At 70.7% G+C, this 23,040-nt stretch carries 22 protein-coding genes; 15 read left to right on the top strand and 7 right to left on the bottom strand.

What is annotated here, in order from left to right:
• Positions 1-198 precede the first annotated feature (198 nt).
• From gatC to OG738_RS02235, 8 genes are all read left to right on the top strand, one after another.
• Positions 199-498, top strand: coding sequence for an Asp-tRNA(Asn)/Glu-tRNA(Gln) amidotransferase subunit GatC (gene gatC / locus OG738_RS02270; RefSeq protein WP_284743223.1), 300 nt, complete (start codon positions 199-201; stop codon positions 496-498).
• Complete coding sequence (gatA, locus tag OG738_RS02265) at positions 495-2,012, top strand: Asp-tRNA(Asn)/Glu-tRNA(Gln) amidotransferase subunit GatA (protein ID WP_329050802.1); 1,518 nt, start codon at positions 495-497, stop codon at positions 2,010-2,012. Before gatC ends, gatA begins: the two co-directional genes overlap by 4 nt.
• On the top strand, positions 2,009-3,514 hold the full coding sequence (gatB, locus tag OG738_RS02260) for an Asp-tRNA(Asn)/Glu-tRNA(Gln) amidotransferase subunit GatB (protein ID WP_329050800.1): 1,506 nt from the start codon (positions 2,009-2,011) through the stop codon (positions 3,512-3,514). Before gatA ends, gatB begins: the two co-directional genes overlap by 4 nt.
• 2 nt (positions 3,515-3,516) lie before the next feature.
• The gene (locus OG738_RS02255) at positions 3,517-4,047 is read left to right on the top strand and encodes a hypothetical protein (RefSeq protein WP_329050798.1); all 531 of its coding nucleotides are present in this window, start codon (positions 3,517-3,519) and stop codon (positions 4,045-4,047) included.
• A 503-nt stretch (positions 4,048-4,550) separates the two neighbouring features.
• A complete protein-coding gene (locus OG738_RS02250; protein WP_329050797.1) occupies positions 4,551-5,615 on the top strand; it encodes a Gfo/Idh/MocA family protein in 1,065 nt (354 codons plus the stop codon).
• Positions 5,612-6,532 carry a PmoA family protein gene (locus tag OG738_RS02245; protein ID WP_329050796.1) on the top strand — a complete coding sequence of 307 codons (921 nt, stop codon included), beginning with the start codon at positions 5,612-5,614 and terminating at the stop codon, positions 6,530-6,532. Before OG738_RS02250 ends, OG738_RS02245 begins: the two co-directional genes overlap by 4 nt.
• On the top strand, positions 6,529-7,278 hold the full coding sequence (locus tag OG738_RS02240; RefSeq protein WP_329050794.1) for a cupin domain-containing protein: 750 nt from the start codon (positions 6,529-6,531) through the stop codon (positions 7,276-7,278). Before OG738_RS02245 ends, OG738_RS02240 begins: the two co-directional genes overlap by 4 nt.
• The gene (locus tag OG738_RS02235) at positions 7,275-8,411 is read left to right on the top strand and encodes a Gfo/Idh/MocA family protein (RefSeq protein WP_329050793.1); all 1,137 of its coding nucleotides are present in this window, start codon (positions 7,275-7,277) and stop codon (positions 8,409-8,411) included. Before OG738_RS02240 ends, OG738_RS02235 begins: the two co-directional genes overlap by 4 nt.
• 186 nt (positions 8,412-8,597) lie before the next feature.
• On the opposite strand, the gene OG738_RS02230 is transcribed toward OG738_RS02235, so the two are convergent.
• Positions 8,598-9,803, bottom strand: coding sequence for a PQQ-dependent sugar dehydrogenase (locus tag OG738_RS02230; RefSeq protein WP_329050792.1), 1,206 nt, complete (start codon positions 9,801-9,803; stop codon positions 8,598-8,600).
• A 65-nt stretch (positions 9,804-9,868) separates the two neighbouring features.
• On the opposite strand from OG738_RS02230, the gene OG738_RS02225 reads away from it, so the two are divergent.
• Together OG738_RS02225 and OG738_RS02220 are read left to right on the top strand one after the other, a co-directional pair.
• Positions 9,869-10,777: a 2-hydroxyacid dehydrogenase gene (locus tag OG738_RS02225; RefSeq protein ID WP_329050791.1), complete on the top strand. Its 909-nt coding sequence runs from the start codon at positions 9,869-9,871 to the stop codon at positions 10,775-10,777.
• A gap of 45 nt (positions 10,778-10,822) precedes the next feature.
• Complete coding sequence (locus OG738_RS02220; protein ID WP_329050790.1) at positions 10,823-11,398, top strand: DoxX family membrane protein; 576 nt, start codon at positions 10,823-10,825, stop codon at positions 11,396-11,398.
• 178 nt (positions 11,399-11,576) lie between these two features.
• Here the strand turns inward: OG738_RS02220 and ilvD are convergent, their stop codons facing one another.
• Positions 11,577-13,421 carry a dihydroxy-acid dehydratase gene (gene ilvD, locus OG738_RS02215; protein WP_329050789.1) on the bottom strand — a complete coding sequence of 615 codons (1,845 nt, stop codon included), beginning with the start codon at positions 13,419-13,421 and terminating at the stop codon, positions 11,577-11,579.
• 92 nt (positions 13,422-13,513) lie between these two features.
• On the bottom strand, positions 13,514-13,963 hold the full coding sequence (locus tag OG738_RS02210; protein ID WP_329050788.1) for a PH domain-containing protein: 450 nt from the start codon (positions 13,961-13,963) through the stop codon (positions 13,514-13,516).
• 324 nt (positions 13,964-14,287) lie between these two features.
• Between OG738_RS02210 and OG738_RS02205 the strand changes: the two genes are divergently transcribed.
• The 4 genes from OG738_RS02205 to OG738_RS02190 all read left to right on the top strand — a co-directional run bounded on the left by OG738_RS02205 (position 14,288) and on the right by OG738_RS02190 (position 18,109).
• On the top strand, positions 14,288-16,186 hold the full coding sequence (locus OG738_RS02205) for an acetolactate synthase large subunit (RefSeq protein WP_329050787.1): 1,899 nt from the start codon (positions 14,288-14,290) through the stop codon (positions 16,184-16,186).
• Position 16,187: 1 nt separating this feature from the next.
• Complete coding sequence (gene ilvN, locus OG738_RS02200; protein ID WP_003080760.1) at positions 16,188-16,694, top strand: acetolactate synthase small subunit; 507 nt, start codon at positions 16,188-16,190, stop codon at positions 16,692-16,694.
• A 36-nt stretch (positions 16,695-16,730) separates the two neighbouring features.
• Positions 16,731-17,744 carry a ketol-acid reductoisomerase gene (gene ilvC, locus OG738_RS02195; RefSeq protein ID WP_308670322.1) on the top strand — a complete coding sequence of 338 codons (1,014 nt, stop codon included), beginning with the start codon at positions 16,731-16,733 and terminating at the stop codon, positions 17,742-17,744.
• Positions 17,745-17,830: 86 nt separating this feature from the next.
• Positions 17,831-18,109 (top strand): DUF397 domain-containing protein, encoded by a 279-nt coding sequence (locus OG738_RS02190; protein WP_329050781.1) that lies wholly within the window; start codon positions 17,831-17,833, stop codon positions 18,107-18,109.
• Here OG738_RS02190 and OG738_RS02185 read toward each other — a convergent pair.
• The 4 genes from OG738_RS02185 to OG738_RS02170 all read right to left on the bottom strand — a co-directional run bounded on the left by OG738_RS02185 (position 18,106) and on the right by OG738_RS02170 (position 22,368).
• Complete coding sequence (locus tag OG738_RS02185) at positions 18,106-18,987, bottom strand: nuclear transport factor 2 family protein (protein ID WP_329050779.1); 882 nt, start codon at positions 18,985-18,987, stop codon at positions 18,106-18,108. The two genes, OG738_RS02190 and OG738_RS02185, sit on opposite strands and share 4 nt — an antisense overlap.
• Positions 18,988-19,057: 70 nt before the next feature.
• Entirely contained in the window at positions 19,058-20,380 is a 1,323-nt protein-coding gene (locus OG738_RS02180) for an ankyrin repeat domain-containing protein (protein WP_329050777.1), read from the bottom strand.
• Between the two features lie 261 nt (positions 20,381-20,641).
• Entirely contained in the window at positions 20,642-21,472 is an 831-nt protein-coding gene (locus OG738_RS02175) for a TIGR03620 family F420-dependent LLM class oxidoreductase (protein WP_329050774.1), read from the bottom strand.
• Entirely contained in the window at positions 21,469-22,368 is a 900-nt protein-coding gene (locus tag OG738_RS02170) for a TIGR03620 family F420-dependent LLM class oxidoreductase (RefSeq protein ID WP_329050772.1), read from the bottom strand. The genes OG738_RS02175 and OG738_RS02170 overlap by 4 nt, the downstream gene beginning before the upstream one ends.
• Before the next feature lie 86 nt (positions 22,369-22,454).
• Here OG738_RS02170 and OG738_RS02165 point away from each other — a divergent pair, with 86 nt between their 5' ends.
• Positions 22,455-23,018, top strand: a complete 564-nt coding sequence (locus OG738_RS02165) for a TetR/AcrR family transcriptional regulator (protein ID WP_329050770.1) — start codon at positions 22,455-22,457, stop codon at positions 23,016-23,018.
• Positions 23,019-23,040 lie beyond the last annotated feature (22 nt).

Below are 23,040 nucleotides of genomic sequence, written 5' to 3'. Positions count from 1 at the left end.
TGGGACGCTTGATGCCGGTCGCCGATTGTGACAGACCCACCCGGCGCGCGGGACCCGCTGTCCGCCGGGCGGGATGCGAGCGTCGCCGGACGGCACCCGGCCTGCGCCGGGCGTAACCCAGTCGAGTCCGCCGGCGTCGCCACCATAGACTTGCAGCTTCCGAGACAACCCGCACAGCACAACCCGGGAGTCACCCGCGTGCCCAACATTTCCCGAGACGAGGTCGCGCACCTCGCGAAGCTGGCCAGGCTGGCCGTGACCGACGACGAGCTCGACGTCTTCGCCGGCCAGCTCGACCAGATCCTGGACTCGGTGGCCAAGGTGAGCGAGGTCGCCGCCGACGACGTGCCGCCGACGTCGCACGCCGTGCCGCTGACGAACGTCTTCCGGCAGGACGTCGTCCGTCCCGGGCTGACGCAGCAGCAGGCGCTGGCCGGTGCGCCGGCCGCCGAGGACGGCCGCTTCCGGGTGCCGCGGATTCTGGGGGAAGAGCAGTGACCGAGCTCATCAAGCTGACCGCTGCGGAGCTGGCGGCGAAGATCCACGCGCGCGAAGTGTCCGCGGTCGAGGTCACGCAGGCGCACCTGGACCGGATCGCCGAGGTCGACGACCACATCCACGCGTTCCTGCACGTCGACACCGAGGGCGCGCTGGCCGCGGCCAAGGCCGTCGACGAGGGGATCGCCGGGGGCAACGCACCCGCGTCGCCGCTGGCCGGCGTGCCGCTCGCGCTCAAGGACGTCCTCACCACCGAGGGCATCCCGACGACCTGTGGTTCGAAAACGCTGGAAGGCTGGATTCCGCCGTACGACGCGACCGTGACACGCAAGCTGCGCGAGGCCGGTGTCGTGATTCTCGGCAAGACGAACATGGACGAGTTCGCCATGGGCTCGTCGACCGAGAACTCGGCGTACGGCCCGACGCACAACCCGTGGGACCACGCCCGCATCCCGGGCGGGTCGGGCGGTGGTTCGTCGGCGTCGATCGCGGCGTTCGAAGCCGCCATCGCGATCGGTACCGACACCGGCGGGTCGATCCGGCAGCCCGGGTCCGTCACCGGCACCGTCGGGGTCAAGCCGACCTACGGTGGCGTGTCGCGGTACGGCCTGGTCGCTTTTTCGTCCTCGCTCGACCAGGCCGGGCCCTGCGCGCGGACGGTGCTCGACGCCGCCCTGCTGCACGAGGTCATCGCCGGGCACGACCCGCTCGACGCGACCTCCATCGACGCGCCGGTGCCGCCGGTGGTCGCCGCCGCCCGTCAGGGGATGACCGGCGACCTCAAGGGCGTCAAGGTCGGCGTCGTGAAGGAGTTCGGCGGCGACGGCTACCAGCCGGGCGTGGAGCGGTCGTTCCAAGCCGCGGTCGAGCAGCTGCGCGCGCTCGGGGCCGAGGTCGTCGAGGTCTCGTGTCCGCATTTCGTCTACGCGCTGCCCGCGTACTACCTGATCGCGCCGAGCGAATGCTCGTCGAACCTCGCCCGGTTCGACGCCATGCGCTACGGCCTGCGCGTCGCCGACGACGGCACGCACAGCGCCGAAGAGGTCATGTCACTGACTCGTGAGAAGGGCTTTGGCGCCGAGGTCAAGCGGCGCATCATGCTGGGCACCTACGCGTTGTCGTCCGGCTACTACGACGCCTACTACGGCTCGGCGCAGAAGGTGCGCACGCTGATCACGCGTGACTTCGCGGCCGCGTTCGAAAAGGTCGATGTCCTCGTTTCGCCCACGACGCCGACCACGGCGTTCAAGATCGGCGAGCGCGTGGACGACCCGATGGCGATGTACCTCGCCGACCTGTGCACGATCCCGTCGAACCTGGCCGGCAACGCCGCGATGAGCGTGCCGAGCGGCCTGTCCGACGAGGACGGCCTGCCGGTCGGCCTGCAGATCATGGCCCCGGCGCTCGCCGACGACCGGCTCTACCGGGTCGGCGCCGCCTACGAGGCCGCCCGCGACGCCGCCGCCGGCGGGGCGCTCATCCACAAGGTCCCGGAGCTGGGAGGAACGAAGTGACTGCCGTGGCCGAGTTGATGGACTACGCCGACGTCATCGAACGCTTCGACCCGGTGCTCGGGCTCGAGGTGCACGTCGAGCTGAACACGAACACGAAGATGTTCTGCGGCTGCCCGAACGAGTTCGGCGGCGAGCCGAACACGAAGGTCTGCCCGACCTGCCTCGGCCTGCCCGGCGCACTGCCGGTCGTCAACGGCAAGGCCGTCGAGGGCGCGATCCGGATCGGCCTGGCGCTGAACTGCGAGATCGCCGAGTGGTGCCGGTTCGCCCGGAAGAACTACTTCTACCCGGACATGCCGAAGAACTTCCAGACGTCGCAGTACGACGAGCCGATCGCCTTCAACGGCTACCTCGACGTCACGCTCGACGACGGCGAGGTCGTGCGCGTGGAGATCGAGCGTGCGCACATGGAGGAGGACACCGGCAAGTCGCTGCACGTCGGCGGCGCCACCGGCCGGATCCACGGTGCCGAGCACTCGCTGCTCGACTACAACCGGGCCGGCGTGCCGCTGATCGAAATCGTCACCAAGACGATCGAGGGCACCGGCGAGCGGGCACCTGAGGTCGCCCGCGCCTACGTGTCGGCGCTGCGTGAGCTGCTGCGCGCGCTCGACGTGTCGGACGTCCGGATGGACCAGGGCTCGCTGCGCTGCGACGCGAACGTTTCGCTGATGGCGAAGGACGCGACCGAGTTCGGTACGCGCACCGAGACGAAGAACGTCAACTCGCTGCGCAGCGTCGAACGGGCCGTCCGCTACGAGATGACGCGGCAGGCGGCGATCCTCGCCGAGGGCGGGTCGATCAAGCAGGAGACGCGGCACTTCCAGGAGGCCGACGGCACCACGTCGTCCGGCCGGACGAAGGAGACCGCGGAGGACTACCGGTACTTCCCGGAGCCCGACCTGGTCCCGATCGCGCCGGCGCGCGAGTGGGTCGAGGAGCTGCGCGGCACGCTGCCGGAGATGCCGACCGAGCGGCGGAAGCGGATCCAGCAGGAGTGGTCGCTTTCCGACGAAGCCCTGCGTGACCTGCTGAACGTCGGTGCTGTCGACCTCGTCGCGGCCACGGTCGAGGTCGGCGCGTCGCCGGACGAGGCGCGGGGCTGGTGGGTCAACACGCTGGCTCAGGAGGCGAACACCCGCGAGGTCGAGCTGGCCGACCTGGCGATCACGCCGAAGCAGGTGGCCGAGGTCATCGGGCTGGTTTCGTCGGGCGAGCTGACGAACAAGCTGGCCAAGGAAGTCGTCCAGGGCGTGCTCGCCGGCGAGGGTGAGCCGCGCGAGGTCGTCGAGAAGCGCGGGCTGAAGGTCGTCTCGGACGACTCGGCGCTGCTCGCGGCGATCGACGATGCTTTGGCGGCGCAGCCGGACGTCGCGGACAAGATCCGCGGTGGCAAGGTCGCCGCGGCGGGCGCGATCGTCGGCGCGGTCATGAAGGCGACCAAGGGGCAGGCCGACGCCAAGCGGGTCCGTGAGCTGATCATCGAGCGCGTCGGTTCGTAGCGTTGTCCTTTTCGGTCAAAAGCGTCACCTGGCGCGAGTGGCTCGGCCTGGCGGCCGGGCTGCTCGCGCTGGGCTCGACGTTCCTGCCGTGGACCACGCTGAGCACCAACAAGCCGGACATCGAGGTCGTCCTGGGGCAACTGCCGCACGGTGACGTCGTCCGCGACGCGTGGAACTCGAGTTTCTTGGCGTGGTGCCCGCCGCTGCCGTTGCTGCTGGCCGGGCTGGTCGTGGTCGTTTTCGGGCGAGTCCGGAAAGCGCGGGTCGGCGGCCTGCCGCACCTGTGGCTGGTGGTCGCCGTGGCGGCGCTGCTGCTGATGGTGATCGGCTGGTTCACACTGGACTGGGAGTTCGACGCCGACCAGCGCGGCATCTTCGACGCCGCCGGCATCGCCATCGGCCCCGGCTTCGGCCGGTTCCTCGGGTTGCTGGCCGCGCTCGTGTCGGGCGTGGCCGCGTTCTTGGACATGCGGGCGGCGCGGGCCGAGAGCCGGCAGCCGCGCAAGCGCGGGCCTCGTAGCAAGAGCCGCTGACCGGTTCTGGCGAACTCGCCAGTCGGGTGGCCGGGCTCGTTCGCTCGGTGATTGCTTGGTGGCGGGCCTTCGCGATCGGTGGTGTGAGCGAGTCGTCCGTTCCGGTTGCGGGACTGTGGTGACAACGTTGACATCGGTGGCGGCCGTTGCGTGAGAAAGCGCTTTCTGAGACGGTCGAGGAGTGCCGCGTGACGCAGCGGGTGACCGGTGGGAGGCGCCGGGCCGAACGACATCCAGGGGCAGCAGGGGACGTGCTGACCGGTTGCGCGAGCGCGGCCGCAACCGGAGACAGCCGACGAGTGGTGAGTTGGCGAGGATAGACGACTTCGGATGGCGGAACGGCCGGAGAGGGTTCGTGCGGGGACGTCGCAAAACACGATCTTCGCAACGCACCCGGGAGTACGTAGGCGAAGGCGTCGCGCGGCGACGGGGTAGTGGAGCCGCGGGGCGCAGGCTTTGGTGAGGAAGGCGGTTCGGGATTGGCTCAGAGAAAGCGCTTGCGAGTGGCGATCGTCGGGGCTGGGGCCATCGCCGACAGCCACCTCGCCGCCTATCAGGCCCACTGCGACGACGTCGACCTCGTGGCCGTCGCGGATGTCGATGAGGCTCGGGCCCTCGCCTTCTGCGCAACGACCGATCACGCCAAGCCTTACCCCGACCTCGAATCCCTGCTCGTCGAGCAGGAGCCCGACCTCGTCTCGATCTGCACGCCTCCGGGTCTGCACGTCGAACAGACCAAAAAGGTCCTCGACAGCGGCGCCTGGGTCTGGTGTGAGAAGCCGCCTTGCCGTTCGCTGGCCGAGTACGACGACATGATCTCCGCCGAAGGTGATGGTGGTCCGTACGCGTCCTTCGTCTACCAGCAGCGGTCCGGGTCTGCCGCCGCGCACTTCCGTGACCTGCTCGCGAGGGGAGAGCTGGGCCGCCCGCTCGTCGCGCACTGTCAGACCACCTGGTACCGCGATGCCGCCTACTACTCAGTCCCGTGGCGGGGGCGGTGGGCGACCGAAGGCGGCGGGCCCGCCATGGGCCACGGCATTCACCAGATGGATCTCCTGCTGCACCTGCTCGCGGGCGAAACCGAATGGGCCGAAGTCCAGGCGATGACCGCGCGGCTCGTGCACGACGTCGAGACCGAGGACGTCTCCGCCGCGCTCGTCCGGTTCGAGTCCGGGGCGCTGGCCACCGTCGTCAACAGTGTCCTTTCGCCCGACGAAGTGAGCCGGATCCGGATCGACTGCGAACGCGCCACCGTCGAGCTCACGCACCTCTACGGCTACGTTGCCGAAAACTGGCGATACACCCCCGCGCCTCGTGTGGCCGAAATTCCGACCACGCCGGCTGAGGACGTCGGCAGCTCGCACGCCGCCGCGTTCAAGCCCGTCTTGGCCGCCCATCGGGCCGGAAAGCGGCCGCCGTGCAGTGGCCGGGACGGGCGGCGGGTGCTGGAGTTCGTCGCCTCTCTCTACAAGGCCGCCTCCACCGGGCAGAGCGTGAGCCGTGGGGAGATCAGGCCCGGGGACCCGTTCTACCGCGACATGGCCGGTGCCGGGGTGAAAGCCGGATGAGCGCCGCGATCACCGTCACCCACCGGCACGGCGACCGGGTGATCGTCGAGGCCGCCGGGGTCCAGCTGATGTCCTATGTGTACAAGCCCGACCCCGTCGCCTACGAGTCGCGCAAGCCCTACACCCACCCGCTGCGCACCCTTCGCGGCCGGCGCGTCAGCGGGTACCGGCCTGCCGACCACCGGTGGCACAAGGGGCTGCAGATGACGTCGAGCCACCTGTCCGGCCAGAACTTCTGGGGTGGCCACACCTACGTCCCCGGCCGCTGGTACCAGGACCTGCCCGACCGGATCGGCTCGATGCGGCACGACGGGTTCGCCGGCTTCGGCGTCGACGGCGACCGGCTGACCTTCACCGAACGGCTCACCTGGGTGACCCACCGCGGCGACGAGTGGGCGCGCGAACGGCGCGACATCGTCGTCCACTCCGTCGAGCCCGACGAAGGTGCCTGGGCGATCGACTGGGGCATCGAGCTGACCAACGTCCGCGACGCGCCGCTCGTGTTCGGCAGCCCGACCACCGCCGGCCGTGAGCAGGCCGGGTACACCGGCCTGCACTGGCGGGGCCCGCGCGACTTCAGCGGCGGCCGCGTCCTCGGTCCCGGTGGTCTCGGCGGTGACGACATGATGGGCGCGCAGGCGCCGTGGCTGGCCTTCGTCGGCGAGCACGACGACGTCGACGCCCACTCGACGCTCGTCTTCGCGCATTCGCCGGAAAACGACCACGCGATCCACGAGTCGCACTGGTTCGTCCGCAGCAAGGACACGCCCATGGTGGCCTTCTCGTGGGCGTTCTTCGAAGAATTCGCCCTCCCGCCGGGAGAGAGCTTCACGTACCGCTACCGGATCGTCGTCGCCGACGGCGCTTGGGACCGCGATCAGGTGACCGACTACCTCGGCAGGCACGGATGGTCATGAACGAATTCCCGCTACCGGGCGGCATCGGCGTATCGCACCTGCGCGCCTACGACTGGGCGGCCGAAGACGGCGTCTGCGGCGGCAGCCCGCACCTGCACCTCGCCTGTACCGAGGCCTACGTCGTCACGGCGGGGGAGGGCGCCGTCCAGACGCTGAGCACCGGCGGGTACGCCGAGACGCCGCTCGAAGCCGGCGTGATCGCGTGGTTCGCTCCGGGCACAGTCCACCGGATGGTGCAGCGTGGCGGCCTACGCGTCACCGTCCTCATGCAGAACAGCGGCCTGCCCGAGGCGGGCGACGCCGTGTTCACCTTCCCGCCCGACGTCCTCGCCGACCCAGCCGCGTACGCCGAGGCCGCCGCGTTGCCGAAATCCGACGACGCCGCCAAACGACGTCGTGACCTGGCGATTGGTGGCTACCTGCCGCTGCGGGAGGCGCTGCTGGACGGCGATCCGGAGCCGCTGCGGGCTTTCCACCGGGCGGCCGTCGCGCTGGTGTCGCCGAAAATCGGAGACTGGGTACCGCGCTGGCAGGCCGGGGCTCTGAAGGCCGCCGAACTGACCGGTGCGCACCTCAAGGCTCTCGCCGACGGCGACGGGAGCCACCTCGAGCAGTCGGGCGTCCGGGTCGCGACGCCGTCGAACCCGGACGGCTACGGCATGTGCGGGCGCCGCGCGGAATACGACATCCCGGGTGTCACCTCGCCCTCCGGCGAAGACGCCCTCGACCAGGAAGGCCGGCGATGAACCAGACCGCCATCGGAGTGCTGCTCAACGGGGTCACGGGCCGGATGGGTTATCGGCAGCACCTGCTCAGGTCGGTGCTGGCGATCCGCGAGCAGGGCGGGGTCGAGCTGCCCGACGGCACCCGCGTGCAGCTCGAGCCGATCCTCGCCGGACGTAACGCGGCGAAGCTGAAGGAACTCGCCGATCGGCACGGGTTGACCGCGTGGACGACCGACGTCGATTCGGCGTTGGACGACGTGCGGATCTACTTCGACGCGCAGCTGACGTCCGCGCGCGAACCGTCGGTGCGGGCGGCGATCGCCGCGGGCAAACACATTTACGCCGAGAAGCCCCTGGCCGAGACGCTGCCGGCGGCGCTCGAGCTGGCCGGGCTCGCGCGCGACGCCGGGATCTGCCACGGCGTCGTCCACGACAAGCTGTTCCTGCCCGGCCTGCGGAAGCTGCGGCGCCTGGTCGACGGCGGGTTCTTCGGACGGATCCTGTCGGTGCGCGGCGAGTTCGGCTACTGGGTCTTCGAGGGCGACTGGCAGGAGGCGCAGCGGCCGAGCTGGAACTACCGCGCCGAGGACGGCGGCGGGATCGTGCTCGACATGTTCTGCCACTGGAACTACGTGCTGGAGAACCTCTTCGGCCCGGTCCGCGCGGTGACGGCGAAGGCGGTCACGCACATCCCGCGTCGCTGGGACGAGCAGGGCGAGCCGTACGCGGCGACGGCCGACGACGCCGCGTACGGCATCTTCGAACTCGAGTCCGGGGCGATCGCCCAGATCAACTCGTCGTGGTCGACGCGGGTCTTCCGCGACGAGCTGGTCGAGTTCCAGGTCGACGGCACCGAGGGCAGCGCCGTCGCCGGCCTGCGGCGCTGCCGCGTCCAGCACCGCTCGGCGACGCCGAAGCCCGTGTGGAACCCGGACCTGCCGGCCACCGAATCCTTCCGCGAGCAGTGGCAGGAGGTGCCGGACAACGCCGAGTTCGACAACGGCTTCAAGGCGCAGTGGGAGGAGTTCGTCCGCGACGTGGTCGCCGGACGGCAACACCGCTACGACTTCTTCTCGGCCGCCCGCGGGTTGCAGCTCGCGGAGGCCGGGCTGGCGTCGTCGGCGGAGGGACGACGAGTGGAGCTGAAGCCCTAGACCCGGCGGAACCGGGGCGAGTGCGCGCCGTACGGCAGCCCGAAAGGGTCACCGGACTCCGGCACGACGGACACGGTGAAGCCCATCCGGGCCAGGCGATGCGCAGCTGCTTTGCCAGCCCGCGACCACGTCCGCTGTCGTGGCGGTGCTGCTCGCGGTGGAAGCGAAAGGGAATCCGTCGCCCGGTCAGTCCCGGCCGTTGCCGCCGCCGGAGGTCGCCGGTGTGATCAGGACGACGCGGTCGTCACTCGAGACCGGCGTGCCGCCGTCCTTGTTGACCGTGCCCGCCACCGCGAGCTGCGGGTTGATCATGCTCATCCCGGCGAGCCGCCCGAACGTCTCCGGCGGCTTGCCGGTCTTCCCGTCGAGGCTCACCGTCGGCTTGCCGCTGATCGCGCCTTCGGCCGTCACGGGCAGGTTCTGCAGGTTTCCGGCCAGCGACGTCCCGACCGAGACCGAGCCGTTCGCGTCCACGAAGTCGGCGCAGCCCGCGACCCCCGGCTTGTCGGTCCACGTCCACGCCGGCGTCGTCAGCGGCTGCCCGGCCTGCACCCGGTAGATGACGTCCTTGTCGGCGAGCCGGTCGGTGACCCAGACCCGGCCGCCGTCGGCGGACGCGCACAGCCCGCCCGGCGCGTGCAGCCCGGCCGTCACGGTCAGCGCGCCGTTCGGGTTGCCCGCCGCGGCCTTGCCGGACGTGTCGATCCGCAGCACCTTCCCGGCCAGGGAGTTCGGGTCGGCGGCGGCGTTCGGGTCACCCGCGTCACCGGTCGCGACGAGCAGGGCGCCGCGATTGTCGGCGCTGATCGTGCCGCGGTTGCCGGTGGCGCCCTTCGGGATCCCGGTGAGCACCGGCTTGGCTGCCTGGCCCCTGGCGAAGCGCACGACGCGGTTGTCCGTCGCCGTCGTCACGTAGGCGAACACGAGCTGGTCCTCGACGTACGACGGCGAAAGCGCGAGCCCGGTCAAGCCGCCGTCCCCGGCCGCCTGGACGTCGAGCTTCGCGAAGTCGGTGGCGTCCTTGCCCGGCGTCGCCAGCAGCACCCGGCCGCTCTTGCGCTCGCCCGCGAGCGCGCTCGGCGTCGAACCGTCACCCGGCAGGCCGGCCACCGCCGCGACCGTGTCCAGGCAGGTCGCGATCACCGACGGGTCGAAGTCCTTGCAGCCCTGCGGCGGCGGGACCTGCGTGGCCGGCCCGGGCTGGACCTGGTGGTCTTCGCCGCCGGAGTCCGCGCCGGGGCCCTGGACCTCGGGCGGCGACTCGGGGCTCGCCACGGGCGCGGGGCTGAACGTCTGGCCCGCCGCGGTGTCGTCGAACCGCGCGCACCCGGCGGGCAGCAGGACGCCGCAGGCCAAGATCGCCAGCAGGGTCGTCCGGTACCGGGTTCGCATGATTCACCAGCCTAGGGCCCGGCGCGTGAACCATGGGTTAGCACTCCTCGATTACGTTGGGGATCATGACGTTGACCGTGCTGGTGCCCGACGACGAGGGCCTGACCGTGCTCGCCGAGGTGCCGCGGGTGCTGCCCGTGCGCCACCAGTGGGGCGAGCCGGTGCCGCCGGAGGCCGCGAAGGCCGAGGTGCTGATCCCCGGCAAGCACCCGCCGGGCGAGGATCTGTGGCGCGTGCTGCCCAACCTGAGGCTCGTCCAGCTGCTCTCCGCCGGTGCCGAGGATTGGGTCGGCAAGGTGCCCGACGGCGTCCTGCTCTCCACCTGCCGGGGCGCGCACGGCGGGAGCACCGCCGAGTGGGTGGTCGCCGTGCTGCTGTCGATGTACCGGAAGCTGGACGTCTTCGGCGAGGCGCAGCGCGAAGGCCGGTGGGAGCGGCAGAGCACCGACACGCTGCAGGGCAAGCGCGTGCTCGTGATCGGCGCCGGCGACCTGGGGCAGCACCTGCGACGGCGGCTCGAGCCGTTCGACGCGCGGTGCACGATGGTCGGGATGACCGCGCGGGAGGGCGTGCACGGCGTGCGGGAGCTGCCGGCGCTGCTCGGCCTGCACGACGCCGTCGTGCTGATGGTGCCGCTGACCTCGCGCACGCGGGGGATGGTCGACGCGGAGTTCCTCGCCGAGATGCGGGACGGCGCGGTGCTGGTGAACGTGGCGCGCGGCGCCGTCGTCGTCACCGACGCCTTGGTCGCCGAACTGACCACAGGCCGGCTGCGCGCCGCGCTCGACGTCACCGATCCCGAGCCGCCGCCGGCCGGGCACCCGCTGTGGACGGCGCCGGGGCTGCTGCTGACCCCGCACGTCGGCGGGGCCGTGCGCGGGGTGCGGGGGCGGTCGTACGCCGTCGCCGCGGCCGAAATCGCGCGATACGCGGGAGGGGAGCTACCGGACAACCTGGTACACGGCGAGTACTGAGCGCGGCGGCTCGCCACGCCCGTGCGGATCCCCTACCCTTCGCGCGTGAGCAGTGGAGACGACTTTTCGCAGCAGCCCACCAGCCTCCTGTCGGGCGTCGAGGACGACGGGGCGGACGACACCCCGCGCCAGGGCGGGCTCGGGCTCGGCCTGCTGGTCCTGCGGCTGGCGCTCGGCGCGACCATGGGCGCCCACGGCCTGCAGCACCTGTTCGGCCTGTTCGGCGGGCCGGGCATCAGCGGGTTCGCGCGGATGCTGGAGACGTTCGGCTACCACAAGCAGACGACGCTGCTGTCGTGGATCACCGGCGTCACCGAGCTGGGCGGCGGCGTGCTGGTGGTCGTCGGGCTGTTCACGCCGCTGGCCGCGGCGGGCCTGCTCGGCGTGGCGGCGAACGCCGTGTACGCGAAGTTCCACGGCGGGTTCTTCGAAGGGCAGGGGCAGGGCTTCGAGCTCGAGCTGCTGCTGGGGGCCGTCTCGCTGGGGCTGCTGTTCACCGGGGCCGGGCCGATTTCGCTGGAGCGGAACACGCCTTGGCGGAAGCGGCCATTGCCGCTGGGGCTGGTTTCGCTGCTGCTGGCCGCCGCGGCGGCCGTCGTGGTCATCGTTTTGACGAGGTAGCGGCCTGGGGACAACTCGGCGGTGTGGGCCGGGGGTTGGGGACAACTCCGGTGCCGGGTCGGGGAATTGTCGGTGGCCCCCGGTAGCGTTGAAATCGGGGGCCCCCCCTCACGGCTGGGCCCCGAAAAGCCGAAAGGCCGCCCCGGAAGCGGGACGGCCTTCGCGGCTTGATCAGGACTTACTTGTTCACGTCGCGGACCGCGCCCGTGTCCGCCGACGTCGCCATCCGGGCGTACGCCCGCAGCGCCGCCGTCACCGGGCGCTGGCGCTCCTTCGGCTGCCACGGCCGCTCCGACGTCTCCATCTTCGACCGGCGCTCGGCCAGGATCTCCGCGTCCACCAGCAGTTCCAGCCGGCGCTCGTGGATGTCCAGCAGGATGCGGTCGCCGTTCTCCACCAGGCCGATCAGGCCGCCCGCCGCCGCCTCCGGGGAGATGTGGCCCACCGAGATGCCCGACGAGCCGCCCGAAAAGCGGCCGTCGGTGATCAGGGCGCACTTCTTGCCCAGGCCGGAGCCCTTGAGGAACGCCGTCGGGTGCAGCATCTCCTGCATGCCCGGGCCGCCCGCCGGACCCTCGTAGCGGATCACCAGCACCTCGCCCGGCTGGATCTCCTTCTTCAGGATCGCCGACACGGCCTCCTCCTGGCTCTCCAGCACCCGCGCCGGGCCCTCGAAGTGCCACAGGTCCTCGTCGATGCCCGCGGCCTTGATCACCGCGCCGTTTTCGGCGAGGTTGCCGCGCAGGATCGCCAGGCCGCCGTCCTTCGTGTACGCGTGCTCGACGTCGCGGATGCAGCCGCCCGCCGCGTCCGTGTCCAGGGATGACCAGCGGTTCTCCGTCGAGAACGCTTCCGTCGTGCGAACCCCGCCTGGCGCCGCGTGGAACAGCTCAAGCGCAACAGCAGAGGGCGACGAAGCCCGGATGTCCCAAGCGGAAAGCCACGAGTCGAGGTCGTCGGAGTGGACCGACCGGACGTCGGTGTTCAGCAGCCCGCCGCGGTACAGCTCGCCCAGGATCGCCGGGATTCCGCCCGCGCGGTGGACGTCCTCCATGTGGTAGTCCGAGTTCGGTGCCACCTTCGACAAGCACGGCACGCGGCGGCCGATCGCGTCGATGTCGGCGATCGTGAAGTCGACCTCGCCCTCCTGGGCGGCGGCGAGGATGTGCAGCACGGTGTTCGTCGAGCCGCCCATCGCCATGTCGAGGGCCATCGCGTTCTCGAACGCCGCCTTCGACGCGATCGAGCGCGGCAGGACCGAGTCGTCGTCGTTTTCGTACCAGCGGCGGCACAGCTCGACGACCGTGCGTCCGGCCTCCTCGAACAGCGCGCGACGCGCCGCGTGCGTCGCCAGCGTCGAACCGTTGCCGGGAAGCGACAAACCGAGCGCCTCGGTGAGGCAGTTCATCGAGTTCGCCGTGAACATGCCGGAGCACGACCCGCAGGTCGGGCACGCCGAGCGCTCGACGATCGAGAGACCGTCCTCGTCGACCTCGGGGCTCGCCGACGCCGCGATCGCGGTGATCAGGTCGGTCGGGGCCTGCGCGACGCCGCCCACGACGACGGCCTTGCCGGCCTCCATCGGGCCGCCGGAGACGAACACCACCGGGATGTTGAGCCGCATCGCGGCGTTCAGCATGCCCGGGGTGATCTTGTCGCAGTTGGAGATGCACACCAGTGCGTCGGCCTGGTGCGCGTTGACCATGTACTCGACCGAGTCGGCGATGATCTCGCGCGAGGGCAGCGAGTAGAGCATGCCGGAGTGACCCATGGCGATGCCGTCGTCGACGGCGATCGTGTGGAACTCGCGCGCGACGCCGCCCGCTTCCTTCACCGCGCCGGCGACGATCTCGCCGAGGTCCTTGAGGTGCACGTGGCCGGGCACGAACTGGGTGTAGGAGTTGGCGATCGCCACGATCGGCTTGCCGAAGTCGCTGTCGGTCATGCCGGTGGCGCGCCAGAGCGAGCGCGCGCCCGCCGCGTTGCGGCCGTGGGTGGTGGTCCGGGAACGGAGAGGCGGCACGGCGAACTCCCAGGTCGGATGGTGGGCCAGGCGGAGGTCCGGGACACTCCGGCGAAACTGGTCCTACCAATTTAGCGCGCCGGGCAGCGGGCCTATTCGCCGGGCGACGCCTCGGTCTCGGCGGGCTTGATGTCCTCGGCGTCCAGAAGGCCGCTCGGATCGGCGACGAGACCTTCGCTGACCAGCGAAAGCACCGGCAGGTGCCGAGTGCGGACGGTCGGCAGCGGCACCTTCGTGTCGTCCTTGAGCACCGCCTGCACGCGCGACTTCTTGGTGATCGCCAGCCCCTTCAACGCCGACCACGGGACGTCCCGGTGGCCGAACATCGTGCGGGTCGCGAGGCCTTCGCGCGTCGCGATCGTGCGGGTCCGGATCACGAACACCGCGAGGCCGATCGGGAAGAGGTAGAGCCACTGCAGGTACGGGATCTCGCCGAGGGCGATCGGCGTCACGCAGACCGTCAGGAGTGCGATCGCCATGAACGACGTGCGGGGGATCCGGAAGACGGCCTTCCGGCCTTCGTCCTGCTCTTTTTCGGCCACCCGGAAATGGTGCACCGCGGCCCGGACCGGCCCGGACCCGGGTCGCGCGGGTGTGCCGCGTGCCCACGATGCGGACACGTCGTCCCGCAGAGTTGACACCTGAGAGACCTTCGGACTAGCGTCAGCGTCGTGACACCGCTGACCGGCCTCGTACTTCCCAAGCGCGTCGACGCTTAGGGAAGACTTTCCGCTGCGTCGACGCGCGAACCCTCGTGCGACCTTACGGTCGGCGAGGGTTTTTTGTTGCCCACGGGAAGAGATTCCCCGCCCCACCGCACAAAACCGACCCGAACGAGTGACACCGAGACCCACGAGGCAGAACCGATGACCAGTGCCACGTCGCGCAGCGACGCGAAACCCGGGCCGACGCCCGGAACGCCCGGAGCACGTCCGAAGCCGGCGCCACCGGCGGGAACCCCGGTGCGCGTCACCGGCGCCCAGTCGCTCGTGCGCTCGCTCGAGGCGGTCGGCGCCGAGGTGGTCTTCGGCATTCCGGGCGGCACCATCCTGCCCGCCTACGACCCGCTGCTGGACTCGACGAAGGTCCGCCACATCCTGGTCCGTCACGAGCAGGGCGCGGGGCACGCCGCCACCGGCTACGCGCAGGCCACCGGCAAGGTCGGCGTCTGCATGGCGACGTCGGGCCCGGGCGCGACCAACCTGGTCACCCCGCTGGCCGACGCGAACATGGACTCCGTCCCGGTCGTGGCCATCACCGGGCAGCAGAGCCGGGCGCTGATCGGCACCGACGCGTTCCAGGAAGCCGACATCTGCGGCATCACCATGCCGATCACCAAGCACAACTTCCTCGTCACGGACCCCGCGGACATCCCGCGGACCATCGCCGAGGCGTTCCACCTGGCGTCCACGGGCCGACCCGGCCCGGTGCTGGTGGACATCCCCAAGGACGTGCTGCAGGAGATGACCTCGTTCTCCTGGCCGACCGAGCTGCGCCTGCCGGGCTATCGCCCCACGCTGCGCCCGCACGGCAAGCAGGTCCGCGAAGCCGCGAAGCTCATCGCGAAGTCGCGCCGCCCGGTGCTCTACGTCGGCGGCGGCGTCATCAAGGCGGACGCGCACGAGCAGCTGAAGCAGCTCGCCGAGCTGACGAACATCCCCGTCGTCACCACGCTGATGGCGCGCGGCGCGTTCCCCGACTCGCACCCGCAGCACCTCGGCATGCCGGGCATGCACGGCTCGGTCGCCGCCGTCGCCGCGATGCAGCGCGCCGACCTCCTGATCGCGCTCGGCGCCCGGTTCGACGACCGCGTCACCGGCCAGCTGTCGTCCTTCGCGCCGGACGCCGCGATCGTGCACGCCGACATCGACCCGGCCGAGATCTCCAAGAACCGCAAGGCCGACGTGCCGATCGTGGGCGACTGCAAGGAGATCATCGGCGAGCTGATCGCCGCGGTGACGACGGAGTTCGAGCACGGTGGCCAGCCCGACCTCACCGACTGGTGGACGCAGGCCGATGACTGGCGCAAGACCTACCCGGCCGGCTACGAGTGGCCCGACGACGGTTCGCTGTCGCCGCAGTACGTCATCGAGCGGATCGGCCAGCTGGTCGGCCCGGACGCGGTGTACGCCGCCGGCGTCGGGCAGCACCAGATGTGGGCCGCGCAGTTCGTCAAGTACGAGCACCCGCGCACCTGGATCAACTCCGGCGGTCTCGGCACCATGGGCTACGCGGTGCCCGCCGCGATGGGTGCGCAGTTCGGCGTCCCGGACACCCCGGTGTGGGCGATCGACGGCGACGGCTGCTTCCAGATGACCAACCAGGAGCTGGCCACCTGCGCCATCGAAGGCGCGCCGATCAAGGTCGCCGTGATCAACAACGGCAACCTGGGCATGGTCCGGCAGTGGCAGAACCTCTTCTATTCGGAGCGGTACTCCAACACCGACCTCGGCACGCACAAGCACCGCATCCCGGACTTCGTGCTGCTGGCCGAGGCGCTGGGCTGTGCCGGGCTGCGGTGCGAGACGCGCGAAGACGTCGACGCCACCATCCGCCGCGCGATGGAGATCAACGACCGCCCCGTCGTGATCGACTTCGTCGTGGGGAAGGATGCCCAGGTGTGGCCGATGGTCGCGGCCGGCACCGGCAACGACGAGATCATGGCGGTCCGGGGCATCCGGCCGCTGTTCGACGACGACGAGGTTTCGGTCGAGACGGTCAAGGAAGACACAGCCGCCCATGCCGCCGGGGAAGGTGAGCGCTGAGATGAGCGTCCACACGCTGAGTGTCCTGGTCGAGAACAAGCCCGGTGTGCTCGCGCGCGTCTCGGGCCTGTTCTCCCGCCGCGGGTTCAACATCGAGTCCCTCGCCGTCGGGCCCACGGAGAACCCCGAGGTGTCCCGCATGACGATCGTGGTCGCCGTGGAAGAGCTACCGCTCGAACAGGTGACGAAGCAGCTCAACAAGCTGGTCAACGTGATCAAGATCGTCGAGCTGGAGCAGTCGACCGCCGTGCAGCGCGAACTGCTGCTGGTGAAGGTGCGCGCCGACAACACCGTGCGCAGCCAGGTCCTCGAAACCGTCCAGCTCTTCCGTGCGAAGGTGGTGGACGTGTCCCCGGAGGCGCTCACCGTCGAGGCGACCGGGACGTCGGACAAGATCGGTGCGCTGCTGCGGATGCTGGAGCCGTATGGCATCCGCGAGCTGGTGCAGTCCGGCATGGTCGCAGTCGGGCGTGGCGCCCGTTCCATCACCGCGACTTCGCCCCGTTGAAAACTTTGTAAGTCAGGAAAGGAAGCAGTAACCCCCATGGCAGTGGAAATCTTCTACGACGACGACGCCGACCTCTCGATCATCCAGGGGCGCAAGGTCGCTGTCATCGGCTACGGCAGCCAGGGCCACGCCCACTCGCTGAGCCTGCGCGACTCCGGCGTCGACGTCCGCATCGGCCTGCCCGAGGGGTCCAAGTCGCGGGCGAAGGCCGAGGAGCAGGGCCTGCGCGTGCTCACCCCGGCCGAGGCGTCGGCCGAGGCCGACCTGATCATGATCCTGGCGCCGGACACGAAGCAGCGCTTCATCTACGAGCAGGACATCGCGCCGAACCTCAAGGACGGCGACGCGATCTTCTTCGGGCACGGCTTCAACATCCGCTACGACCTGATCAAGCCGCCGTCCAACGTGGACGTCGCCATGGTCGCCCCGAAGGGCCCTGGCCACCTGGTCCGCCGCCAGTTCGTCGACGGCAAGGGCGTCCCGGCGCTCATCGCGGTCGAGCAGGACGCCACCGGCAACGCGCAGGCGCTCGCCCTCTCCTACGCCGCGGCCATCGGCGGCGCCCGCGCCGGCGTCATCAAGACGACGTTCACCGAGGAGACCGAGACCGACCTCTTCGGCGAGCAGGCCGTGCTCTGCGGTGGCGCGTCCGCGCTGGTGCAGACCGGCTTCGAGGTGCTCACCGAGGCCGGCTACGCCCCGGAGATCGCCTACTTCGAGGTGCTGCACGAGCTGAAGCTGATCGTCGACCTCATGTACGAGGGCGGCATCGCGCGCCAGCGCTACTCGATCTCCGACACCGCCGAGTACGGCGACCTGACCCGCGGCCCGCGCGTCATCTCGCCGGCGGTCAAGGAAGAGATGAAGAAGATCCTCGGCGAGATCCAGGACGGCACGTTCGCCCGCGAATGGGTCGCCGAGGATGAGGCCGGCCGGCCGAACTTCACCAAGCTCGAGGAGCAGGGCAACCAGCACCCGATCGAGGCGACCGGCAAGAAGCTCCGCGACCTGATGTCGTGGGTGGACCGGCCGATCACCGAGACCGCCTGAGTCTTTTCTCGCAAGACGCTGAAGGGGACGCCCGCTCCGGGCGTCCCCTTCAGTGCGTTCGGTGGTCGTTTCGCTACGCTTGCGGCATGAGTGAGCAGCCGGTCGACGACAAGGCGCACATCCGGCACCACCTCGACTTTACGAAGGCCGAGTGGATCCGGGCCGAGCCGGAGGGCGTCACGCTCGACGACTGCGTCGAGTACGCCTTCATCGAGCACACCGACGGCGTCACCTACACCGCGATGCGGCAGTCGTCGAAGCCGGACGGCGTGATCCTGGTCTTCACGCCGTCCGAGTGGGACGCGTTCGTCAAGGGCGTCCGCGACGGCGAGTTCGACCTGCCCGAGGACCTCGCCGAGGCCTAAAGCTTCGCCGCCAGCTCCGGGATCTTCCCGGTGTCGCCGGCGATGCCGAGGTGGTCGCCGTAGTCCCGGGACTCGACGACGAGGCCGTCGCGGATCCGCATCGCGAAGATGTTCGCGATGCGGACCGGGCGGCCGCCGTACTCGCCCTGGTAGGCGAACTCGGCGATCAGCACCTCGGGATCGGTGCCCTCGTAGGTGACCAGGTCGGTCGCCTCGAGGTCGACGCCCAAGCCCGCGGCCTGCTTGAAGTGCGCCCGCAGCTCCTCGCGCGTCCGGACGACGGCCGACCCCGGCTGGAACGGGTGCGTGACGTGCGTTTCCTCGGCGTACAGCTCCGCCAGCTCCTCGCCGCGCTTGTCGGAGACGCCGTAGACGAGCCGCTCGAACACCCCACGCCGGCTCTTCGGGTCGCTCGACGTCCGTGGTCCGATCGGTGACAACTCGCGCGGCGGCGCTTGCTCGTAAGCCGCGGCGAGCTGGTCGACGCCGTCGCGGATCGCGGCGAGGCGCAGGTAGTCGTGGTAGTCGCGGGAATGGACGATCAGGCCGTCGCGGACGCGCAGCACCTGGATGTTGGCCGTCGGCGTGGTCTTGCCGGTTTCGACGGACTCGGCGTCGTAGTCGTATTCGGCGACGATCACCTCGGGGTCCGTCGTCTCGTGGACGACGACGTTCTTGCGCTTGAGCCTGACCGCGGCCGCGAGGGCGCCGGTGAACCGCTCGTGGACCGCGACGCGGCCGGTGATGCGCCCCGGCCGCGGCACGGCCTGGGGGTGCTCGACGACGGTGTCTTCGGCGTAGAGCGCGGAAAGGTCGCCGAACCGTCCTTCGCTGATGCCGTCGGACAGCGCGGCGAACACGTCGCGGGGTGTGGTCATGAATCCTCCCAGTGAGCAAAACGGAGTCTGTAGTCCGTCTTCGACGATACGGACTATAGACTCCGTTTGTCTACAGGGATCGGAGCAGGTCCCGGGCGGTCGGCTGGCCGCACACGTCGGCCCACGTTTCCGGGGTGCTGTGGAAGATCCCGTCCCGGGCGCCGAGGTCGGCGCCGTTGTCGACGAGCGTCCGGATGACGTCGAGGTGCCCGGACTGGGCGGCCAAGTGCAGGGCGGTCACGCTCTCGCCGTGGTTCGGGCCGCCGAACGTGCCCCGACGGTTCACGTCGGCGCCGAGGTCCAGCAGCGTCCGGACGGCGGCGAGCTTGCCCTGCGCCGCCGCCCACGTCAGCGCCGTGCCCCGGTAGACGTCCGCGTTCACGTCGGCCCCTCGTGCCACGAGGGTTTCCAGTGCTTCGATGCGGTCGTTGCGCGCGGCCCAGGAAAGGGCTTCGTTCTTGACTTCGGCGGGGTCGCCGGTCGGCTGCCAGGCCGGGAAACCGCTGTGGGGGCGGTAGAAACCGCGATGCGCGCCGGGGTCGCCCGAGGTCAGCAGCTCGTCGATGAAGCCGGTGTCGCCGAGCCCGGCCGCGACGCGCAGGTTCCCCGGCGCCCGGCTGTGCGCCGCCAGCTTCTCCGCGGCTTCGCGGTGGCCCCAGAACAGGGCGACGACCAGGGGAGTGCCGCCGTCACCGCGGGCCGCGACGTCGACCGGGGCGCCGTGCTCCAGCAGGAGGTCGAGCAGGCGCGGCAGGTTGCTGTAGGCAGCCTGGTGCAGGGGAGTCCAGCCGTGGACGTTGCCGCGCGCCGGGTCGGCACCGCGGTCGAGGAGGATCTTGCTGAGCCGCTCGTCGCAGGTCGCGCCGGCCATCCCGAGCAGGTCGTTGCCGTTGGTGCCGCGGGCGGTGACGAGCCCGGGGAACTCGTCGAGCAGCTTCCCGAGGCCGTCGAGATCCCTCGCTTCGACCGCCCGGTACGCGCGGGCGAAGGGCTCGCCACTGTCCACAAGAGACTTGACGTGGGCGCGAAGTGCTTTCCAGGAGCCGAATCCGTGTTCTCTCGCGACGACCACGCGGGCGCCGTCGCGGGTGAGTGGCTGGCCCCAGCGAGCGAAGGGCTCTTTCGCGTCGGGCGTGTCGTCTTCGGCCGAGGCGAGCAGGCCGAGCGCGCGTTCGGCGTAGTACTCGACGTCCTCGTGGTACGGGTGCTGCAGGGTTTCGCCGTGCTCGGTGACGCGCCGGACGTAGGCCTGCAGTTTCGGCCAGCTCGGGAACCCGTGGTCGCGGGCGATCCGGAACTGCGCTTCGGCGAGCTTGACGCCTTCGGCGCGTACGAGGTCCTTCGCACGCTTGCGGAGCTGGTCCAGGCTGGGTTTCGCGGGCAGCGTGCCCATGATGCCTCCTTCCCTCGTCGCCCGTGGTCCGCCGGCACCGGGCAGGAAAGAAGGTGCGGAGCTGGTGGTGCGGTGCTGCAGGGGTGGGCTCGGCCCTTTCCGCGGACGGGACGCGGCCCCCACCGCGCCCCGCCACCCTACCCCGGCGTGCGGAAACGGGTATCACGCGTGTTTCCAGGGGCTTGTCGCGTGATTGGCGGGGCATCACGCGTGATTGGCGGGGCATCGGCGTGATGCCCCGCCAATCACAGGTGATGCCCGTCAGGACACGAGTGATGCCCCGTGGAGCACATCGGCCAGGCGGCGGTAGGAATCGGGCGTGCGGGCCAGGACCTGGACGCAGACGTGGTCGGCGCCCGCGTCGAGGTGGGCCCGGATGCGGTCCGCCGCGGCCTGCTCGCCGGTGGCGACGATCGCGTCGGCCAGGCGGTCGCTGCCGCCGTCGGCCAGGTCTTCCTCCGTGAAGCCGAGCCGGCGCAGGTTGGCCTGGTGGTGCGGGGCCTGCCGGACGTACAGGTCCACGTGTTCCCGGGCGACCGAAGGTGCCGCGTCGAGCACCACCGCCTGCTCGACCGCCAGGTACTTGCCCGGCCCGAGCCGCTCCCGGGCCGCCGCCGTGTGCTCCGGCGGGACGAAGTACGGGTGCGCGCCGTCGGTCCGCTCGGCCGCCAGGTCGAGCGCGCGGGGGCCGAGCGCCGCGAGCAGCCGGCGCGGCCGGGGGGACGGCGGCGGCAGGCCCGGCAGGTCGGCGTCGTCCATGCCCGCCAGGTAGTCACGCATCGCCGAAAGCGATCGCGCGCCCGGGAAGTGGCCGCCGAGGCCGACGGCGAACCGGTCCGGGTACGCCTCGCCGAGGGCCCGCGCCGACGCTTCCGCGCTGATCGGCGTGCGGCGGTCGAAGCGCGCGATGCCCGTCGCGACCACGAGCCGGGACGTCGCTGCCAGGAGCAACGCCGCCTGCGTGAACGCGTCCCGGCCGGCGTACTCGCCGAACCAGAGCGCGTCGAAGCCCAGCTCCTCGACCTCGGCCGCGGTCTCGCGCACTTCGGAGATCGGGACGCCGTCGAAGAACCGCCAGATCCCGACGCTCATCGGACCACTGCCGGGGCCAGCGCCAGCAGAATGTCCACAGTGGACTCGAACGTGGCCGCGGACGGCGTCAGCAGCACGTGGTCCGCACCCGCGTCGAGCACTTCGTCCAGGCGTTTCGCGATGGTTCCGGCGTCACCCCAGAGGACGAGGTCGTCGACGAAGCGGTCGCTCGGGCCGGCGATGTCGGAATCGGTGTAGCCGAGCCGCTTCCAGCCCGCGACGTAGGCCGTGACGGAGTTTTCGCGCGACTGCGCCACGCGCCGCCGCACGTTCTCGCGGGCGTCCTCGCGACTGCCGAGCAGCACGGTCTGCTGCGGGATCAGCAGCTTGTCCGGCCCGAGGATTTCGCGGGCGTACGGCGTGTGCGAGACGGGCTGGGCGAACGGGTGTGCCCCGTCCGCACCCTCGCGCGACAGTTCCAGCATCTTCGGCCCGACGGCGGCCAGCACCCGCGGAAACGCTACCGGGGCGGGGTTTTCCGTCGCCGCGGAGTCCATTTCGGACAGGTACTCGCGCATCCGGTCGAGGGGCCGGTACTGCTCGCCGTACTTCGCCGCCTGGAACGCGTGCCCGACGCCGAGGCCGAGCACGAACCGGCCGGGGTGGGCGTGGGCCAGGGTCGCGCCGCCCTTTTCGGCGGTCCGGCCGGGGCGCGCCCAGACGTTGGCGATGCCGGCGCCGAGCACGACGTCCGGCACCGAGGCGAGCAGGTCGCCGAAGTGGGCGAACACCTCGCGGATGCCGGGTCCTTCGCCGCTCCAGATCGAGCGGTAGCCGGCGTCGGCGAGCCGCCTGGTGGCGGCGCGTTCGACGGCCGGGGCCGGTTGCAGGGGCGCGCTCGGCAGCCAGGCGCCGAGGGCGCCGAGCCGGGCTCGTGTGTCTTCGATCAGGGTCATCCTCGTCCCTCCAGTAATCTGAGGCTGCCTCCGGTTAATATACGGAGGTAGCCTCCGATTGGCTACCCGGTAGGGTCGGGAGGGCGATGACCGAAGTCAAGCCGATGCGCGCGGACGCCCGCCGCAACTACGAGCGCCTCCTCGAAGAGGCCCAGCGCGCCTTCGCTGAGCACGGCGTCGAGGCGTCGCTGGAAGACATCGCGCGCCGCGCCGGGGTCGGCATCGGCACGCTCTACCGGCACTTCCCGACGCGGGAGGCGCTGCTGGAAACGCTGCTGCGCGCGCGGTTCGACGCGCAGGCCGAGCGGGCGCGCGAACTGCTCACCCATCCCGAGCCGTTGCCCGCGCTGCAGACCTGGCTGGCCGGGCTCGGTGACGCCACCGGCACGTTCCGCGGCCTGGTGGAGCTGACCGCCGACGCGCTCAGCGACGAATCATCCCGGTTGTACGCGTCGTGCCACGCGATGCGCGACGCCGGTTCCCATCTAGTGGAACGCGCGAAACGCGAAGGCGAGCTTCGCCCCGACGTCACCACGCACGAGCTCCTTCTGTTGCTGCACGCGGCATCCTGGGCGGGTGGGCACCTGCCCGGCCCGGGAGGCATGCAGCGCCTCCTGGCTCTTGTTTTCGAGGGATTACGGGCGAGTTAACACCATGGGAAGCCAGGGGGCG

The organism is Amycolatopsis sp. NBC_01488 (assembly GCF_036227105.1).
In the GTDB taxonomy this organism is placed as follows: domain Bacteria; phylum Actinomycetota; class Actinomycetes; order Mycobacteriales; family Pseudonocardiaceae; genus Amycolatopsis.
The sequence above is the reverse complement of the archived record's forward strand: the minus strand, read 5'-3'. Positions and strand labels throughout refer to the sequence as shown.

Excerpts from the sequence above, each read along its gene's own strand:
- OG738_RS02225 (WP_329050791.1), top strand. The coding sequence starts at position 9,869 with ATGACGTTGACCGTGCTGGTGCCCGACGACGAGGGCCTGACCGTGCTC.
- OG738_RS02175 (WP_329050774.1), bottom strand. The coding sequence starts at position 21,472 with ATGAGCGTCGGGATCTGGCGGTTCTTCGACGGCGTCCCGATCTCCGAA.
- ilvN (WP_003080760.1), top strand. The coding sequence starts at position 16,188 with ATGAGCGTCCACACGCTGAGTGTCCTGGTCGAGAACAAGCCCGGTGTG.
- OG738_RS02245 (WP_329050796.1), top strand. The coding sequence starts at position 5,612 with ATGAGCGCCGCGATCACCGTCACCCACCGGCACGGCGACCGGGTGATC.
- OG738_RS02240 (WP_329050794.1), top strand. The coding sequence starts at position 6,529 with ATGAACGAATTCCCGCTACCGGGCGGCATCGGCGTATCGCACCTGCGC.
- OG738_RS02170 (WP_329050772.1), bottom strand. The coding sequence starts at position 22,368 with ATGACCCTGATCGAAGACACACGAGCCCGGCTCGGCGCCCTCGGCGCC.
- OG738_RS02185 (WP_329050779.1), bottom strand. The coding sequence starts at position 18,987 with ATGACCACACCCCGCGACGTGTTCGCCGCGCTGTCCGACGGCATCAGC.
- OG738_RS02165 (WP_329050770.1), top strand. The coding sequence starts at position 22,455 with ATGACCGAAGTCAAGCCGATGCGCGCGGACGCCCGCCGCAACTACGAG.
- OG738_RS02205 (WP_329050787.1), top strand. The coding sequence starts at position 14,288 with ATGACCAGTGCCACGTCGCGCAGCGACGCGAAACCCGGGCCGACGCCC.
- OG738_RS02235 (WP_329050793.1), top strand. The coding sequence starts at position 7,275 with ATGAACCAGACCGCCATCGGAGTGCTGCTCAACGGGGTCACGGGCCGG.
- ilvC (WP_308670322.1), top strand. The coding sequence starts at position 16,731 with ATGGCAGTGGAAATCTTCTACGACGACGACGCCGACCTCTCGATCATC.
- OG738_RS02230 (WP_329050792.1), bottom strand. The coding sequence starts at position 9,803 with ATGCGAACCCGGTACCGGACGACCCTGCTGGCGATCTTGGCCTGCGGC.
- OG738_RS02180 (WP_329050777.1), bottom strand. The coding sequence starts at position 20,380 with ATGGGCACGCTGCCCGCGAAACCCAGCCTGGACCAGCTCCGCAAGCGT.
- OG738_RS02190 (WP_329050781.1), top strand. The coding sequence starts at position 17,831 with ATGAGTGAGCAGCCGGTCGACGACAAGGCGCACATCCGGCACCACCTC.